The sequence below is a fragment of the Pseudomonas sp. GW822-FHT04H02 genome (assembly GCF_058800645.1).
Map to the genome: position 1 here is coordinate 733,679 of NZ_JBXAMM010000003.1, position 16,065 is coordinate 749,743.

The window sequence follows — 16,065 nt, forward strand, 5'->3', positions numbered from 1 at the left end:
AAGGCCAGACCAGTTTTTGCTGTAGCCGCCCCAGGCCGTGCTCAGGCCTGGACGGCGCCCCTCAGAACTTGTAGCTGATGGCGGTCTGCACCTGCCCCTGGTTGACCTCGCCCTTGTCGCGGACGATGGTGCTGTCGGCGGCGGAGTTGACCAGGCGCGTCCAGCTGGCACTGGCCACCAGCGCCCAGTTGCCCCCCAGGGGGAAGTGGAAATTCTGGCTCAGGGTGAAGTTCTGCATGCCACCGCTGGCGTTGTACTGGCCAATGCCGGAAGCGAGGGACTCCTTGGCGTCGACGCCGAAGAAGGTCTGGCTCTGGCGGCCATCGGCGAAGTGCAGGGTCAGGTTGTTGCTGCCAATGATGCCCAGGCCCAGCGGGTAGCCGATTTCACCCCCGACCTTGCCCAGCACCCCGCCCTGGCCCCCGGCCCCGCCCACCGCCTGGCCCACGGCGGCGAACAGCCGCCAGAAGTCGTCGGGGGCGTACTCGATGAAGGCGCCGATATCGGCCATGTCGCGAACATCCCGCAGGCCGCGCAGCGCACCGTCGGAATTACGCCCCTGCAGGTAATTGATGTAGGGGCCGATGCTCAAGCCATTGCTCTTGAAGGCATCCCAGGTCAGGCCATCGTCACCGTTCAGGCTGACATCTCCCCAATCCAGGTCCATGTACGGCAGCGGCACGGTGTCGTAGCTGCTGCCTGTGGGGTCATGGGGTTGGTAGCCCAGGCCCAGGCCCAGTTCACCGGTGATGCCGGAGTCGGCCATGGCGCCACTGGCGAGGGTCAGGGAGAGCAGGCCGGCCAGTAAGGCGGGGGATGAAAGCCTGGGCATGAATGAGTTTCCTTGTCTGAACATGCGCGCATCAATCATCAGAGCGGCCCTTGGGCGCAAGCACTGATGTTCTTTGTAGGGACCTACAAAAATTGTAGCCAGAACTCTACAAATCCCCCTCCTTCCTCGCCAAGGCCCCAGCCCCGCTGGGTTTTCGCCACTTGGCACAGTCCCTGCTCTACCCCTGCCACAAGCGCAAAGAGCGCTCTTATTCAACAGGTAACAGCAGATGATGCACTGGCATATCGTATGTGACTTCGACGGGACCATCTCCCGCGCCGACGTGATCGATAACGTTCTCCAACGCTTCGCCGACCCCAGCTGGGAAGGCATAGAGCAGGAATGGCTGGACGGTCACATCGGCTCCCGAGAATGCCTCAGCCGCCAACTGGCCCTGGTCAAGGCTTCGCCCGCCGAACTGCTGGGCTACTTCGACAGTGTCGAAATCGACCCCGACTTCCCCGACTTCGTCGATCACGTGATCGGCCTGGGCGCTTCCATCGAAGTGGTCAGCGACGGCATCGAGCAGGGCATCGCCCGCATCCTGGCACGCAACTACGTGACCCTGCTGCCGATCCTCGCCAACCGCCTGCGCCAGGTCGACCACAACAGCTGGCGCATCGACTTCCCCTACGCCAGCGACGCCTGCCGCGCCGCTTCCGGCAACTGCAAGTGCAAATCCACCCCGCGGGGCAAGCGCGTGCTGGTGATCGGCGACGGCCAGTCGGACATGTGCGTGGCTTCCACCGCCGACTTCGTGTTCGCCAAGGATCGCCTGGCCGACTACTGCGAACGCAACAAGATTCCCCATGCGCGGTTCGACTCCTTCGCCGAACTGCCCGCGCTGCTGGCCAAGCTGCCGAACAACGCCGCCAACGCGACCAACTTCTCTCTTGAAACCCAGGAACTCTTCCACCATGTCTGATATCCGCATCGCTACCGCAGAAGACCAGATCCTTCTGGAAAAAGAAGCCAAGTACTGCTCCTACGGCGATACCGTTCACTACATCGAACCACCGCGCATCTTCAGCCGCTGCGAAGGCTCCTACGTCTGGGACACCAGCGACCAGGCCTACCTCGACCTGCAGATGTGGTACTCGGCGGTGAACTTCGGCTACGCCAACCCACGCCTGAACAACGCCCTCAAGCAACAGATCGACACCCTGCCGCAGATCGCCAGCCAATACCTGCACAAAGGCAAGATCGAGCTGTCGGAAATGATCGCGGTCGACGCCAAGAAGAAGTTCGGCCTCGACGGCCGCGTGCACTTCAACGTCGGCGGTTCGCAGTCGGTGGAGGACTCGCTGAAAGTGGTGCGTAACGCCACCAACGGCAAGAGCCTGATGTTCGCCTTCGAAGGCGGCTACCACGGCCGTACCCTGGGCGCTTCGTCGATCACCTCCAGCTACCGCTACCGCCGCCGCTACGGCCACTTCGGCGAGCGTGCGCAGTTCATTCCATTCCCGTACCACTTCCGCGGCCCCAAAGGCATGACCAAGGAAGAGTACGGCAGCCACTGCGTGCAGCAGTTCGCCCGCCTGTTCGAAACCGAATACAACGGCGTCTGGGACCCGAAGGTCGGCCAGAGCGAATATGCCGCCTTCTATGTCGAGCCGATCCAGGGCACCGGCGGCTACGTGATCCCGCCGATGAACTTCTACAGCGAGCTCAAGCACGTGCTCGACCAGCACGGCATCCTGATGGTGGTCGACGAGATCCAGATGGGCTTCTACCGCACCGGCAAGCTGTGGTCGATCGAGCACTTCGACGTCAAGCCGGACGTGATCGTGTTCGGCAAGGCGCTGACCAACGGCCTCAACCCGCTGGGCGGCATCTGGGCCCGTGAAGAGCTGATCAACCCGGGCGTGTTCCCGCCAGGTTCGACCCACTCCACCTTCGCCTCCAACCCGCTGGGCACCGCCGTGGGCCTGGAAATGTTCAAGATGACCAGCGAGATCGACTACGGCGCGATGGTCATGGAGAAAGGCAAGTACTTCCTGGCCGGCCTTCAAGACCTGCAGAAGCGCTACCCGATCATCGGCGACGTCGACGGCCTGGGCCTGGCCCTGCGCTGCGAGATCTGCACCACCGACGGCTTCACCCCGGACAAGGCGACCCTGGACTACATGGTCGAGGAAGGCATGAAGGGCGACATCGAAATCAACGGCCAGCGCCTGGGCCTGATCCTCGATGTGGGCGGCTACTACAAGAACGTCATCACCCTGGCCCCGTCGCTGGAAATCAGCTACGCGGAAATCGACCTGGGCATCGCACTGCTGGATCGCCTGCTGGATCGGGCCATGAAGCGATGAGCAAGGCTGAGATCGATCTGGGCGAAGGCAGCGCCGGCTTCGTTCTCGGCACGGGTCCGGTCGGGGTCTTGTTGATCCACGGCCTGACCGGCACCCCGACGGAACTCCGTCGGGTGGCCCAGGGCCTGGCCAAGGACGGTACGTGCACGGTGTACGTACCGACCCTGCCCGGGCACTGCGGGGACAACAGCGATCTGCAGGCCACCGGCTGGCAGGACTGGTACGAGGGCGTGCGCAAGACCTTCGCCGATGTAGAGCAGCGCCACGAGCAGGTGTTCGTGGGTGGCCTGTCCATGGGTGCGGTGATGTCCATGTACCTGGCCTCCGAGCATCCGGGACGGATCAGCGGCCTGCTGATGTACTCCACCACCCTGAAGTACGACGGCTGGAGCATCAACAAGCTGGCCTTCCTCACCCCGTTGCTGATGAAGATCCCCTTTGGCGTGCACATCTGCCGCTTCGAGGAAAAGCCACCCTACGGCATCAAGAACGAACGCCTGCGGGCCATCGTCGAGAAGCAGATGAAAGCCGGTGAAAGCAGCAATGCCGGGCTCCTGACCATGGAGGGCGTGACGGTGCGCGAATTGCACCGGATGAACGCCGTGGTCAAGAAACGCATGCCGTCGATCCTGACCCCGGCCCTGGTGCTGCACTCCAGCGAAGACGACATCACCAGTACCTGGAACGCCGACTACGTGGAGCGCAAGCTCGGCGGCCCGGTGACCAAGATCCTCCTCGACAACTGCTATCACATGATCACCGTGGACCTTCAGTACCAGCGGGTGATCGAGCTGAGCGCAGATTTCATCCAGCAGCGAGTGGTGGCACCTGCGGTGCGCGAAGACTACCGACAGCTGGCGTGACTTAAGGAAGAGACGTGATAACCGCCCAAGCCTTTTCAACCATCCAGGCCATCGATCGCAGCGCCTGGAATGACTGTTTCCCAGGGGCCCTGGAGGATTGGGACTATTACCTGGCCGTGGAAAAAGCCGCGATCGCCGATTTTCGCTGGCGCTACCTGGCGCTCTACGAGGGTTCGACCCTGGTGGCAGTGGCGCCGGCCTTCACCACCCAGTACCGGCTTGATACCACGGTCTCCGGGCTGGCCAAGCGCTTCACCGAACGCCTGGCACGCCAGTGGCCCGGGGCCCTGGAGCTGCGCCTGTACGCCATAGGCTCGCCGGTGGCCGAACAGTGCAATGCCGGCACCGCCAGCCATGTGCCTGCGCAACGCCGCCAGGAGCTGCTGGAGCAGTTGCTGCAACTGGCGCGACGCGATGCCGACAGCTTCGGCATCGGCCTGATGGCGGTCAAGGATGCGCCGAGCAACGACCGGCAATGGGCTGCCAGTTGCCTGGCCGCGGGCCTGCAAGCCATGCCGAGCCTGCCCACGGCGCTGCTGCCGGTGCCCTTTGCCTCGATCGACGCCTACCTGGGCACCCTGGGCAAATCCACCCGCAAGGACCTGCGCCGCAAACTCCGGACACCGGCGCCACGCATAGAATGGCGACGCCAGATCGACGACGTGCTGCCGGACATCATGCGCCTCTACGAGGCCACCCTGAATCGTAGCGACCTGCAGTTCGAACGCCTGCCGGCAGGCTACTTCACCGGCATCCTCGAGCAGTTGGGGGAACGCGCGGCCTGTGTCCTGTACTGGGTCGACGAGCAACTGGTGGCCTTCAACCTGGTGCTCATCGACCAGCATCGGCTGATCGACAAGTTCTTTGCCCACGACCTCAGTGTCACCCGTGAGCACAATCTGTATTTCCGCAGTTGGCTGGCCAACGTCGACTACTGTATTCAGCAACGCATTCCCCTGTACGAGTGCGGCCAGGCCGGTTATGCCAGCAAGTTGCGCCTGGGTTGCCAGTTCACCGGTAACATGTTGTTTTTCCGGCATCGCAATCCCTTGCTCAATGCCCTGCTCAAACTGATAAAACGCTTTGTCCGCCCGGATCGCTCCGACCCCGCCATGGCTGCTGCAATAAGCGAAAGTACATGACCAGAAAAGATCGTCGCCCTCCTCGCCCCTTCGCCATTTCCCGCTGGAGCCTGCAACGCAAGCTGGTGCTGGCGTTCTGGCTGGTCAGTGTGATTCCCACCATGATCGCCGCGGAACTGGCGGCCACTACCCTGTCGGAAATCTTCGACAGCAACGTGCGGATCTGGCTGCAGGAGTCCACCAAGATCGTCGAGGACGAGATCACCGAAATCCTCCATGACAACGCGCGGATCGCCCAGCTGTTCCTGCGCTATACGCGCCCGCCCACGGACCGCAATGCGGCCAAGCATGACAAGCTCACCGCCGACATCGCCGATTCCATGGGCATCGACGTGGTGGCGCTGATCCGCAAGAACGATCACAAGGTGGTGTTCACCACTGCCGCCGATGACGTGGTGGGGCAGATCAGTACCGCCTCCAATGCCGTGCTGCAGACCATCCAGGTCGGCGGCGTGGCCACCGGGGCGGTAGTCTCGACGTTCCAGACCCAGCTCGACGGGGTCGACTACCAGTTGCTGATCGCCACCTACCTGGACGCCAGCTTCCTCACCAGCGTGGCCGACGTGCATTCCCTGGACCTGCGCCTGTACCTGGCCAAGGCCGATGACTTCTCGGAAATCTTCGCCACCCAGCGCTTCGAGGACCACCCGCCCCAGGTGCCGCACAAGATCGAAGACATCCTGCGCGCCACCCGCCAGCCCACCGAGCAGTTCACCAGCCGCTACAGCGGCCTGTACCGGCCGATCTTCAACGACAGCGGCGACCTGGTGGGGGTGATCTTCAGCGGCCTGCTTCGCCATAGCAGCCTGGTGGGCCTGGTCAACCAGAGCAACCTGTTCATCCTGATCTTCCTGCTCAGCTCGGCAGCCTCGCTGTGCGTCGGCTGGCTGGTTTCCCAGCGCCTGACCCGACCGCTGCGGGGCCTGTCCAAGGGCGTGCAGGCGGTGATCGCCGGCGACTACCGCCAACGGGTGCCGGTGATCGGCGGCGACGAACTGGCGGAGCTGAGCAGCACCTTCAACCACATGACCGAGCGCCTGGGGGAACTGCAGCACCTGGAAGCCCAGTTGCGCCGCCGCGACCGCCTGCATGCCCTGGGCGAAGTGGCCATGGGCCTGGCCCACGAGATCCGCAACCCGCTGGGCATCATCAAGACCGCCACGCAGTTGCTGCACCGCCGGGCCAACCTGCCGGAAAACGACAAGCGCCACCTGGAATACGTGATCAGCGAGGTCAGCCGGATCAACGACCTGATCACCGAATTCCTCGATTTCGCCAAGCCCAGCGCGCCGATACGCGCCACCCAGCTGGCCCGCCCGCTGGTGGAGGAACTGCTGGGCTTCTGCACCCCGGAACTGGCCACCCACAACATCGACGCGCGGATCGACGACCAGGCCCCCGGCGCGACCCTCCACGCCGATGCCCGGCAACTCAAGCAGGCCTGCCTCAACCTGATTCTCAACGCCATCGACGCCATGCCCGACGGCGGCCGCCTGACCCTGGGCATTTCCCAGCGCGACGACGAAACCATCATCAGCGTCAGCGACACCGGCCAGGGCATCGAGCCGGACATGCTGGAACGCATCTTCACCCCATTCGTCACCACCAAGGCCTCGGGCACCGGCCTGGGTTTGGCTAAAGTCTTCTCGATCATGGAAAGCCATGACGGCCATATCGAGTGCACCAGCGAAAAAGATGCTGGCGCCACCTTCAGCCTGTACATTCCGGCCAACGGTGAAGAAGACGACGAGGACAGTGATGACGCATAACCTGCTGGTGGTCGATGACGAGCCGAAACTCTGCGACCTGCTGTCCTCGGCCCTGAGCCAGAACGGCATCCAGGTATTTACCGCAGGCAACGGCCTGCACGCGCTCAAGGTGCTGGAGCAGGAAGACATCGACCTGGTGATCAGCGACTGGCGCATGCCCGGCATGGACGGGCCGCAGTTGCTGGGGGAAATCAAGCAGCGCTACCCGCAGTTGCCGGTGATCGTGATGACCGCCTACAGCACGGTGAAGAATGCCGTGCAGTCCATGCGCAACGGCGCCTACGACTACATCGCCAAACCCTTCGACATCGACGAACTGGACATCACCGTCAGCAAGGCCCTGCAGTTTCGCGACATCCTCAAAGACAACCAGCGCATGCGCGCCGAGCTCGCAGAGCATCAGCAGATCGACAGCCTGGTGGGCGACAGCCCGGCCTTCCGTCGGGTGCTGCAAGCCGTGGATTCGGTGCGCGAAAGCAACGCCACCATCCTCCTGACCGGGGAAAGCGGCACCGGCAAGGAAATGGTCGCCCGGGCCATCCACAAGCACGGCAACCGGGCCGACAAGCCCTTTGTCGCGGTCAATTGTGCGGCCATTCCCGAGGGCCTGCTGGAAAGCGAGATGTTCGGCCACCGCAAGGGCGCCTTCACCGGCGCCGTGGCGGACCGGGTCGGACGTTTCCAGCAAGCCGACAAGGGCACCCTGTTCCTCGACGAAGTCGGCGACATGCCCCTGGCCCTGCAGGCCAAGATCCTGCGTGCCCTGCAGGAGCGGGTGATCGAGCCGGTGGGCGATCCACGGGAGCGCAAGGTGGATGTGCGGGTGATCGCCGCCACCAACAAGAACCTGCTGGAAGCGGTGGCCAACAAGGAATTTCGCGAAGACCTGTACTACCGCCTGAATGTATTCCCGATCCCCTTGCCGGCACTGCGCGAACGGGTCGAGGACATCGCCCTGCTGGCCCGGCACTTTGCCCACAGCCTGGGTGCCACCGCCGGCAAGCGCATCAGCGGCTTCAGCCCCGAAGCCCTGCAGGCCATGGCCAGCTACGCCTGGCCGGGGAATATCCGCGAACTGCAGAACTGCGTGGAGCGGGCCACCATCGTCGCCAGCGGCCAGGTCATCGAAGAAAAGGACCTGCCAGGGTATCTGTTCGGCCCCCAGGCGCAGGGCACAGAGAGCAGCGCAGCCATCAGTGTCGGCCCGCAAGTGCCCAGCGACCTGGAAGCGGCCCTGGCGGAAGTGGAAAAAGCCTACATTCTCGCCGCCCTGCAACAGAGCAACGGTGTCCAGGCGGCAGCGGCGCAGTTGATCGGCATTTCCGAGCGCAGCTTCTGGTACCGGCTGAAGAAACTCGGCATCCAGGTGGACAAGATCGTTCGCTGAAACCGCGGCGCTTCATTCGCCGGCAAGCCGGCTCCTGCACCCAACCGCAAGAGCCGGCTTGCCGCGCTGCCCTAGAGGATGTTGCTGCTATCGAGCGGCTCGATCTGCGCCCAGTGGGAAGTGTCTTCCCGGTGGGTTTGCAGGTATGGCAGCACCGCCGCCAGCAGCGGCGCCTTGAAGGCTTCCTGGAACCGGTGGGCCAGCCCCGGAATCAACTTCAACTGGCTGCCCTGGATCTGCGCCGCCAGGTGCACGCCGTGCATCACCGGCAGCAACGGGTCGGCGGTGCCATGCACCACCAGGGTCGGCACCCGCAGTTGCTTGAGCAATGCCACCCGGCTCGGCTCGGCAAGAATCGCCATGATCTGGCGCTTGACCCCTTCCGGGTTGAACGCCCGGTCATAGGCCACCGCCGCCTGTTGCAAGAGGACCTGGCGGTCATCGCTGACCTTCGGGCTGCCCAGGGCCGCCAGCAGGTCGGCCTGCTGCTCCAGCGCCGCTTCCCGGCTTGGTGCATTGCGCCGCGAGAGCAGTTGCACCAGCGCCGCGTTCGGCGCCGGCAAACCTTCGGCCCCGGAACTGGTCATGATCAGCGTCAGGCTCTCGACCCGCCGCGGCTCCATGGCTGCCAGATGCTGGGCGATCATCCCGCCCATGCTCGCCCCCAGCACGTGGAATTGCTCGATATGCAGGGCGTCCATCAGGCCAAGGGCGTCATCGGCCATGTCGGTCAGGGTGTAGGGCGCCGCCACCGGCAGGCCCAGCTTGTAGCGCAGCACTTCGAAGGTCAGGTTGGCGCTGGCCGGGGCCTGGCGCCAGGTGGACAGGCCGACATCGCGATTGTCGTAGCGGATCACCCGAAACCCTTGCTGACACAGGGCCACCACCACCTCATCCGGCCAGTGGATCAGTTGCCCGCCCAGGCCCATGACCAGAAGCAACGCCGGGTCGGAGGTGCGCCCAATGCTCTGGTAGGCCAGGCTCACCTGCGGCAGGTCGACCCGTTGGGTCGGGACATTGACATCGCAGCGCGCGGCCGCAAAACACAGCGGGCCGAGCAACAGCCCGGCCAAGAGTAGAACAGTCGAAAGAAATCGTACCCGCATGAAAAACACCGAAACGCAGAACCCCAGTGGAGCGCGAGTCTGATGAACCTGGATGATTCGCGCTGCCACAGTTGCGTGACAATTTGATGAAGATTGCCCCAGCGGTACTTTTTCCGCGGCAAGGGTCGGCGCTTGCCCCCGGCACCCGGTGCACAACACACAGGCGCTGTCGCCCGTATCGACAAAGATGCCCGCGAATCGATGAACGCGGGATGGTCGACAGGCCCGTCAACATGAGACAAACTCAACCTTTTCGCCTTAACCACAAAATTCACTCATGGAGATCCTGGTGCTCGAAATCCGTCACCTGAAGACCCTGCACGCCTTGCGCGAAGCCGACAGCCTGGTGGAAGCCGCTGAACGCCTGCACCTGACCCAGTCCGCCTTGTCCCATCAGTTCAAGGAGCTGGAAGAGCGCCTGGGCATGCCGCTGTTCGTGCGCAAGACCAAGCCGGTGCGTTTCACCAGCGCCGGCCTGCGCCTGCTGCAACTGGCGGATGCGACCCTGCCCCTGCTGCGCGGCGCCGAACGCGACATTTCGCGGCTGGCCGGCGGTACTGCCGGGCGCCTGCACATGGCCATCGAATGCCACAGCTGCTTCCAGTGGCTGATGCCGACCATCGATCAGTTCCGCGACGCCTGGCCGGAAGTGGAGCTGGACCTGGCCTCCGGCTTCTCGTTCGCTCCGTTGCCAGCCCTGGCCCGGGGCGACCTGGACCTGGTGGTGACCTCCGACCCCCTGGAGCTGGCGGGTATCACCTACGTGCCGCTGTTCACCTACGAAGCCATGCTCGCGGTCGCCAACCAGCACCCGCTGGCAAGCAAGCCATACGTAGTCCCGGAAGACCTGCTGAGCGAAACCCTGATCACCTACCCGGTGGAACGCGACCGCCTGGACATCTTCACCCGCTTCCTGGAACCGGCGGACATCGAACCGGCCCAGGTACGGACTTCGGAGCTGACGGTGATGATGATGCAACTGGTGGCCAGCGGCCGGGGCGTGTGCGGGATGCCCCACTGGGCCCTGCACGAGTACAGCTCACGGGGTTATGTGAAGGCCAAGCGGCTCGGGGAAAAGGGCCTGTTCGCCACCCTGTACGCGGCGATTCGCGCCGACATGCTGGATGCGCCCTACATGCGCGACTTTTTGCTCACGGCCAAGGACACCTCGTTCTCGACCCTGGACGGCGTCAGCGCCGTACGCTGACCCCAAGCAGGCTTGCCCAGGAGCCGGCTTGCCAGCGAACCGGGGGTCAGCCTTCGGCCGGCAATTGGCGCCACATGTGGATCTTGTCGAAATAGTCCTCGCCCACCCGCACTGCCTGGGGTTCCAGGCCGAACTGGACGAAGCCGCAGCGCTGGTACAGGGCCAGCGCCGCTTCATTGCCGGCCGTCACGGTCAACTGGATCAGGCGCAGCCCTTCGTATTCAGCCGCTTCGGCCAGCAGCCCCTGGACCAGGCGGTAGCCCAGCCCGCTGTTGCGCTGCGTGCCGGTGACATAGAGGCCGAACAGGGTCGCCTTGTGCCGGGCCTTCTCCCGCAGCTCGAAGGCCAGGCCGACGATCCCCAGCAACCGCCCTTCGGAAAACGCCCCCAGCAACAGGTCGAGCTCGCCGTCCAGGCGTGCGGCCCACCAGGCCAGAGGCAGTTTTTCCCGCTCTTTGACGCTGGAGGTGAACGCCTGGGGATGGCGCTCATAGGCCTCGAGCATCAAGGCCCGGTATTGCTCCACATCGTCAGGGGTCAGGCGCTGGATCTGCATGCTCAGTCGAGGGTCTTGTGTCCGGTAATGAATGAAGCGCATTTTATCTTGCCGCCCTGCACTTCATAAATGGCCACGGTTTCCAGGGTGCCGCTGCCGTCGGCGAAGGTGCGGCTGATCAGTTCGTGATCGACCACCACGTTGCCCATGACCGTACGCTGGATCAGCCGGGCATGCAGGTTGGGTTCCTGGAAACGCACCACGGCCCGAGCTCGTATTTCCTCGTGCCCCCTGGCCAGCAAGGTGGCCGGATGTTCGTATTGCCGGGCATCTACGGCATAAGTCGCCAGCCAGGCCTCCAGATCCTTGCGGTTGTAGGCCTGCAGTTGTGCTTCGACCACCGCTTGCGGGCTTGGAAAATCACTCATGCTGGCGCTCCTCGATCAGTTGACGCGACGCTGTTCGAACATCAGGCGCACGGCCAGCCCCGCCAGCACAAAGCCCATGAAATAACGCTGCACCGAGAGCCAGGTGGGGTTGCTGGCAAACCAGGAGGCGATACCGGCGGCAAACAGGGCGATCAGCAGGTTCACCGAGAAACTCACGCTGATCTGGGTCAGGCCCAGGATGATGCTCTGGGAGAACACCGAACCGTGCTCGGGGTGGATGAACTGCGGAAAGATCGACAGGTAGAACACCGCGATCTTGGGGTTCAGGGCGCTGGTCAGAAAGCCCATGGTCACCAGCTTGCGCGGCGAATCCGCCGGCAGCTGCTGGGCTTCGAAGGGCGAGCGCGCGCCAGGCTTGAGGGCCTGCCAGGCCAGCCACAGCAGGTACAGGGCGCCGGCCCACTTGAGCACCTCATAGGCCATGGGCACCGCCATGAACACCGCGGTCAGGCCCAGCGCGGCGGCGAACAGGTGGACAAAGAACCCCGCCACCACCCCCAATAACGACGTCACCCCAGCCTTGCGCCCCTGGCAGATCGAACGGGAAATCAGGTAGATCATGTTCGGCCCCGGGGTCAGCACCATCAGCAGGGAAGCAGCGGCGAAGATCAGGTAGTCGTGGAGTGGAATCATGGCAATCCTTGGCAATGGGAGGGGGTCAGGCGTGGCCCGCTCGGGCCTTGCGATAAAACGGCAAGATCAGATCGCGTGTCAACGGCGCAAGGAACAAATCTCCATCGCCGGCCGGGTCGATCCAGCGTACTTCCTCGATCTCTGCCGCCGGGGTCACCGGGCTATGGATATGGACCAGGAACACCTCGGCCTCCACCACATGCCCCGGCTCGTTGGCCGCCGGTGCCGAGAACTGTTGCAGGTAACGGGCCTGGGCCGGGTCGATGCGCAATCCCAGTTCTTCTTCCAGCTCACGGGCCAGGGCGTGCACCGGCTGTTCACCGGCTTCGATCTTGCCACCGGGCTGCATGAAGGCTTGGGTGCCGCGCTTGCGCACCAGCAGGGTCTGGCCGTCGGCACCGATCAGCAGGGCAGCGGCGATACGAATGATGGAGGGTGCAGCAACGGACGACAGCGACATGGGAATCCGGGAGCCTTGAGAATGAGGGCGCAAGGATCACATGCGCGGCGGCGGCTCGTCATCCGCCGCCGGCATTTTTCGATGTGACCGCCACCCGGCTTCAGGCCCTTGCCTGCTGTTCCTGGGGCAACTTGACGAACACGCTGTAGCGGGCGCCCTCCATGGTTTCAAAAGCGATCAGCTTGTCCACCAGCGGCAGGTTGAGCACCTTGCCGGCGTTGAGCAGCAGCATGCCGTTATCGGCATTCAGGTTGCGCGCCAGGATCATCCCCGCCGCCAGCTCCCGGGTACTCAGAACCTTCACCGAAGGGTCGCCCAGGGTCACGTCGCTGAGGTAGACCGCACACACCTGGATGAAACCTTCCACCAGGTCCGGGTCGTACAAGCGGCCGGCGTACTTGCGGATGAACACCAGGGCCTCGTCGCTGTTCATGTGCCGTTCCAGGATCAGCCCGCACTGCAACTCGATGAAGTCCACCGCCAGCTTGAGCAGCCGCGAGCCCAGGGGAATCGCGTCGCCCTTGAGGTGGTCGGGAAAACCGCTGCCGTCCCAGTGTTCCTGGTGATGGCGGATCAGCCGCGCGGCGTCCTGCACCGGTTCCAGGGTCATCAGCAACGATTCGCTCTGCGCCGGATAGGCCCGATAACGCTCGCGCTGATGGTGATGCAGCAAATCCGCCGGGCTGGTCATCATGCTGTCGCTCCAGCTCAGCTTGCCGATGTTGTGCAACGCCGCGGCCATGGCCAGGTCACGCTGGGCGCCAGGGTCGATGCCCTGGACTTTGCAGTAGGCCCGCACCAGCTCGATGATCCGCCGGTTGGTCTGCTTATCCGCGGGCAAGCGCTGGTTGACCAGCAGGGAAAACAGCTCGGCGCCAGTGGCGTAGCTGTGCTTGAGCTCCTCATAGGCCAAGTCGAGCATGTCGGCGGTCTGCTGCAGCTCCGAGGTGCGTGCCGCCACGCGTTTTTCCAGCAGCGTGTTGAGCGCCTTGAGCTCGGCATTCTGCTGCTGGGCCAGATCCTGCAGGCGCAGGCGCTCGCGCTCGGAGTGCTGATGCTCAAGGGCCTGGCGCAGGGCCAGCAGCAATTCCTGGTCATCCCAGGGCTTGCTCAGGTAACGGTAGATCTCCCCTTCGTTGATGGCCTTGGCAATCAATTTCAGGTCCGGGTCGCCGGTCAGCAGGATGCGGGTGGTGCTCGGGTACTGCTGATGGATACGCGCCAGCAGGGTCGGGCCATCCATCTGCGGCAGATGGGCGGCGCTGATCACCAGGTCCACCTCCCGGCTGGCCAGGAGCTGCAGGGCCTGGGTGGCATCGCGGGCGAAATGCAGCGTGTAGGGAAGCGGGCTGAGCAACTGCTGCAGGCGTTGCAGGATCACTTCCTGGCTATCGACCAGCAGAATCTCGGGTCGGCGTGTGACAGTGGCAACGTTTAGCTCACCCATGAGACACCTCGGGTCAACGTCGATGCACGTGTCCTTCATTGTTAGAGCTGGCAACGGTAATCCCTGTTGCCTGATTGAAGACTAGAAGAATTTCCAATCGAGATAGTGGCTTTTTAATACCATCGGTCCGCTGCGGCTGCGCCGCCAACCGCCTTCAGCGAGTGTTGCGCAGTGGCAACACTCGCCGTGCATGCCGTCACTGGGCGGCTTTGGCGCCGGAACCGAAGGAAGCGAAACGCTTGTTGAAGCCGGCGATGCGGCCTTCGGACTGGGTCTTGCGCTGCTGGCCGGTGTACACCGGGTGCGAGGCGCTGGAAACGTCCAGCGCCACATAGGGGTAAGTCTTGCCGTCGCTGTAGGTGTGGCTGCGATCGGTATCGACGGTGGAGCCGATGAGGAAGTACACGTCGGCAGCGGTATCGTGGAAAAGCACGGTGCGGTAGTCAGGATGGATACCGGGTTTCATGAGGCCTCCTGGGCATCTGGGTGAGCTGGATGCGTTATACAATAACATATCCAAATCACCCAAACGAGAACCGATTGCAATAAGGAAACTGCCGACAGTTCTATGCCGCTTCCTGAAAATCCATTTCCGGAGGCTGGCGGGAGAAACCGCGAGTGAGGAAACCCAGGTACACCAGGCCAATAACCAGCCAGCTCGCCCCCAGGTAGATCGCCAGGTGATCGAGGCTGGACATCAGCCACAGATCGGCCGCCAGACCGATGAGGGGGAAGATCATGAACAGGATCAACTCCCGCAGGCCACGCTGCCGGCCCCCCACCCAGTAATGAAAGATCACCGACAGGTTGACCAGGCTGAAGGCCAGGAAGGCGCCGAAGTTGATGAAGGACGTCGAGGTGGTGACATCCAGCTTCAATGCCAGCAACGCCACCACGGCGCACAGCAGGATGCTGTTGACCGGGGTACCGAAACGCCCGTGCAGGCTGCCGAAAAAGCGCTTGGGCAAGACCCCGTCGCGGCCCATGGCGAACAGCAGTCGCGAGCCGCTGGCCTGGGCCGAAAGCCCCGAGGCGAACTGACCGACAATCAGCCCGATCAGGAAGATCGAGACGAACAGGTCGCCGCCGATATTGCGCGCAATCTCGTAGGCCGCCGAATCCACATCGGCGAACTCGAAGGACGGATGGGCAACCTGGACGAAGTAGGACACCGCGACAAAGATCAGCCCGCCCACCAGGGTAATCAGCATGATCGCCCGGGGAATGGTCCGCCGTGGGTCGCGGGTTTCCTCGGTCAGGGTGCTGACCGCGTCAAAGCCCAGGAACGAATAACAGGCGATTGCCGCCCCGCTCATGATCAGCGGCAGGTGCATCTGCCCGTTGAAGAACGGCGCCAGGGTGAACAGCGGCCGCCCGGCCTCGCCACCAAGGTAGTGGATGCACAGGCCGACAAAGGCGATCAGCACCAGGAACTGCACCAGCATCAGCAGGCCGTTGATGCCGTTGGCCAGTTTCAGGCCAACGATATTGATCGCGCTGGTCACCCCGATGAAAGCCAGCACCCAGACCCACTGCGGTACACCGGGAAACGCCGAATGCAGGTAAGCGGCGCCGATCAGCCAGATGGCCATGGGCAGGAACAGGTAATCCAGCAGCACCGCCCAGCCGGCGATGAAACCCAGCTTGGGGCTGATGGCCTTGCGCACATAGCTGTAGGCCGAGCCGGCCACGGGAAACGCCGCGGCCATGCGCCCGTAGCTCATGGCGGTGAAGAACATCGCCACCAGCGCCGCCAGATAGGCTGCCGGCACCATGCCAGCGGTGGTTTGGGCGAGGATGCCAAAGGTGCCGAGGACAATGATCGGCGTCATGTAAGCGATACCGAACAGCACCACCGCGCCCAATGAAAGGGTGCGTTGCAAGCGAGCCATGAGCGAGTACTCCGCAATTATTAGATTTATGGCAGGACTGAAATGAGTGCAGCAGGGGGTCTTTCTTATG

General features: G+C 63.5%; 16 protein-coding genes. 7 read left to right on the plus strand and 9 right to left on the minus strand.

Translation table 11 applies throughout. The annotated features are described in order from the left end of the window. Positions 1 to 61 precede the first annotated feature (61 nt). Positions 62 to 832 carry a MipA/OmpV family protein gene (locus AC1RMG_RS15790; RefSeq protein WP_493169590.1) on the minus strand — a complete coding sequence of 257 codons (771 nt, stop codon included), beginning with the start codon at positions 830 to 832 and terminating at the stop codon, positions 62 to 64. A 229-nt stretch (positions 833 to 1,061) separates the two neighbouring features. Here AC1RMG_RS15790 and AC1RMG_RS15795 point away from each other — a divergent pair, with 229 nt between their 5' ends. The 6 genes from AC1RMG_RS15795 to AC1RMG_RS15820 are packed head-to-tail and all read left to right on the plus strand — an operon-like array spanning position 1,062 to position 8,305. After that, complete coding sequence (locus tag AC1RMG_RS15795; RefSeq protein ID WP_011063137.1) at positions 1,062 to 1,757, plus strand: HAD-IB family phosphatase; 696 nt, start codon at positions 1,062 to 1,064, stop codon at positions 1,755 to 1,757. Next, on the plus strand, positions 1,750 to 3,144 hold the full coding sequence (locus AC1RMG_RS15800; RefSeq protein ID WP_011063138.1) for an aspartate aminotransferase family protein: 1,395 nt from the start codon (positions 1,750 to 1,752) through the stop codon (positions 3,142 to 3,144). Before AC1RMG_RS15795 ends, AC1RMG_RS15800 begins: the two co-directional genes overlap by 8 nt. Further along, on the plus strand, positions 3,141 to 4,007 hold the full coding sequence (locus tag AC1RMG_RS15805; protein ID WP_011063139.1) for an alpha/beta hydrolase: 867 nt from the start codon (positions 3,141 to 3,143) through the stop codon (positions 4,005 to 4,007). The genes AC1RMG_RS15800 and AC1RMG_RS15805 overlap by 4 nt, the downstream gene beginning before the upstream one ends. A gap of 14 nt (positions 4,008 to 4,021) precedes the next feature. Continuing rightward, on the plus strand, positions 4,022 to 5,149 hold the full coding sequence (locus AC1RMG_RS15810; RefSeq protein WP_015636831.1) for a GNAT family N-acetyltransferase: 1,128 nt from the start codon (positions 4,022 to 4,024) through the stop codon (positions 5,147 to 5,149). After that, complete coding sequence (locus AC1RMG_RS15815; RefSeq protein WP_011063141.1) at positions 5,146 to 6,918, plus strand: sensor histidine kinase; 1,773 nt, start codon at positions 5,146 to 5,148, stop codon at positions 6,916 to 6,918. The genes AC1RMG_RS15810 and AC1RMG_RS15815 overlap by 4 nt, the downstream gene beginning before the upstream one ends. Continuing rightward, positions 6,908 to 8,305 carry a sigma-54-dependent transcriptional regulator gene (locus tag AC1RMG_RS15820; protein ID WP_015636832.1) on the plus strand — a complete coding sequence of 466 codons (1,398 nt, stop codon included), beginning with the start codon at positions 6,908 to 6,910 and terminating at the stop codon, positions 8,303 to 8,305. Before AC1RMG_RS15815 ends, AC1RMG_RS15820 begins: the two co-directional genes overlap by 11 nt. Before the next feature lie 71 nt (positions 8,306 to 8,376). On the opposite strand, the gene AC1RMG_RS15825 is transcribed toward AC1RMG_RS15820, so the two are convergent. After that, complete coding sequence (locus tag AC1RMG_RS15825) at positions 8,377 to 9,411, minus strand: alpha/beta fold hydrolase (RefSeq protein ID WP_015636833.1); 1,035 nt, start codon at positions 9,409 to 9,411, stop codon at positions 8,377 to 8,379. 289 nt (positions 9,412 to 9,700) lie between these two features. Here AC1RMG_RS15825 and metR point away from each other — a divergent pair, with 289 nt between their 5' ends. Continuing rightward, the gene (metR, locus tag AC1RMG_RS15830) at positions 9,701 to 10,618 is read left to right on the plus strand and encodes a transcriptional regulator MetR (RefSeq protein ID WP_011063144.1); all 918 of its coding nucleotides are present in this window, start codon (positions 9,701 to 9,703) and stop codon (positions 10,616 to 10,618) included. Between the two features lie 46 nt (positions 10,619 to 10,664). Here the strand turns inward: metR and AC1RMG_RS15835 are convergent, their stop codons facing one another. The 7 genes from AC1RMG_RS15835 to AC1RMG_RS15865 all read right to left on the minus strand — a co-directional run bounded on the left by AC1RMG_RS15835 (position 10,665) and on the right by AC1RMG_RS15865 (position 15,995). Beyond that, entirely contained in the window at positions 10,665 to 11,174 is a 510-nt protein-coding gene (locus AC1RMG_RS15835) for a GNAT family N-acetyltransferase (RefSeq protein ID WP_053153541.1), read from the minus strand. Between the two features lie 2 nt (positions 11,175 to 11,176). Then, on the minus strand, positions 11,177 to 11,542 hold the full coding sequence (locus AC1RMG_RS15840) for a nuclear transport factor 2 family protein (RefSeq protein ID WP_019093123.1): 366 nt from the start codon (positions 11,540 to 11,542) through the stop codon (positions 11,177 to 11,179). Positions 11,543 to 11,557: 15 nt separating this feature from the next. Then, entirely contained in the window at positions 11,558 to 12,196 is a 639-nt protein-coding gene (locus tag AC1RMG_RS15845; protein ID WP_011063147.1) for a LysE family translocator, read from the minus strand. A gap of 25 nt (positions 12,197 to 12,221) precedes the next feature. After that, positions 12,222 to 12,656 carry an NUDIX hydrolase gene (locus tag AC1RMG_RS15850; protein WP_011063148.1) on the minus strand — a complete coding sequence of 145 codons (435 nt, stop codon included), beginning with the start codon at positions 12,654 to 12,656 and terminating at the stop codon, positions 12,222 to 12,224. A gap of 100 nt (positions 12,657 to 12,756) precedes the next feature. Further along, positions 12,757 to 14,103: a response regulator c-di-GMP phosphodiesterase, NosR family gene (gene nosR, locus AC1RMG_RS15855; protein WP_015636838.1), complete on the minus strand. Its 1,347-nt coding sequence runs from the start codon at positions 14,101 to 14,103 to the stop codon at positions 12,757 to 12,759. A 196-nt stretch (positions 14,104 to 14,299) separates the two neighbouring features. Next, entirely contained in the window at positions 14,300 to 14,569 is a 270-nt protein-coding gene (locus AC1RMG_RS15860; RefSeq protein WP_011063150.1) for a type B 50S ribosomal protein L31, read from the minus strand. Positions 14,570 to 14,669: 100 nt separating this feature from the next. Further along, positions 14,670 to 15,995, minus strand: coding sequence for an APC family permease (locus AC1RMG_RS15865; RefSeq protein ID WP_236203296.1), 1,326 nt, complete (start codon positions 15,993 to 15,995; stop codon positions 14,670 to 14,672). Positions 15,996 to 16,065: the final 70 nt, after the last annotated feature.

What these genes read in the sequence shown, in the direction of transcription:
- AC1RMG_RS15835 (WP_053153541.1), bottom strand. Translation starts at nt 11,174, where the DNA reads ATGCAGATCCAGCGCCTGACCCCTGACGATGTGGAGCAATACCGGGCC.
- AC1RMG_RS15795 (WP_011063137.1), top strand. Translation starts at nt 1,062, where the DNA reads ATGATGCACTGGCATATCGTATGTGACTTCGACGGGACCATCTCCCGC.
- AC1RMG_RS15800 (WP_011063138.1), top strand. Translation starts at nt 1,750, where the DNA reads ATGTCTGATATCCGCATCGCTACCGCAGAAGACCAGATCCTTCTGGAA.
- AC1RMG_RS15820 (WP_015636832.1), top strand. Translation starts at nt 6,908, where the DNA reads ATGACGCATAACCTGCTGGTGGTCGATGACGAGCCGAAACTCTGCGAC.
- AC1RMG_RS15790 (WP_493169590.1), bottom strand. Translation starts at nt 832, where the DNA reads ATGCCCAGGCTTTCATCCCCCGCCTTACTGGCCGGCCTGCTCTCCCTG.
- AC1RMG_RS15825 (WP_015636833.1), bottom strand. Translation starts at nt 9,411, where the DNA reads ATGCGGGTACGATTTCTTTCGACTGTTCTACTCTTGGCCGGGCTGTTG.
- AC1RMG_RS15865 (WP_236203296.1), bottom strand. Translation starts at nt 15,995, where the DNA reads ATGGCTCGCTTGCAACGCACCCTTTCATTGGGCGCGGTGGTGCTGTTC.
- AC1RMG_RS15840 (WP_019093123.1), bottom strand. Translation starts at nt 11,542, where the DNA reads ATGAGTGATTTTCCAAGCCCGCAAGCGGTGGTCGAAGCACAACTGCAG.
- AC1RMG_RS15845 (WP_011063147.1), bottom strand. Translation starts at nt 12,196, where the DNA reads ATGATTCCACTCCACGACTACCTGATCTTCGCCGCTGCTTCCCTGCTG.
- AC1RMG_RS15860 (WP_011063150.1), bottom strand. Translation starts at nt 14,569, where the DNA reads ATGAAACCCGGTATCCATCCTGACTACCGCACCGTGCTTTTCCACGAT.
- nosR (WP_015636838.1), bottom strand. Translation starts at nt 14,103, where the DNA reads ATGGGTGAGCTAAACGTTGCCACTGTCACACGCCGACCCGAGATTCTG.
- AC1RMG_RS15805 (WP_011063139.1), top strand. Translation starts at nt 3,141, where the DNA reads ATGAGCAAGGCTGAGATCGATCTGGGCGAAGGCAGCGCCGGCTTCGTT.
- AC1RMG_RS15815 (WP_011063141.1), top strand. Translation starts at nt 5,146, where the DNA reads ATGACCAGAAAAGATCGTCGCCCTCCTCGCCCCTTCGCCATTTCCCGC.
- AC1RMG_RS15850 (WP_011063148.1), bottom strand. Translation starts at nt 12,656, where the DNA reads ATGTCGCTGTCGTCCGTTGCTGCACCCTCCATCATTCGTATCGCCGCT.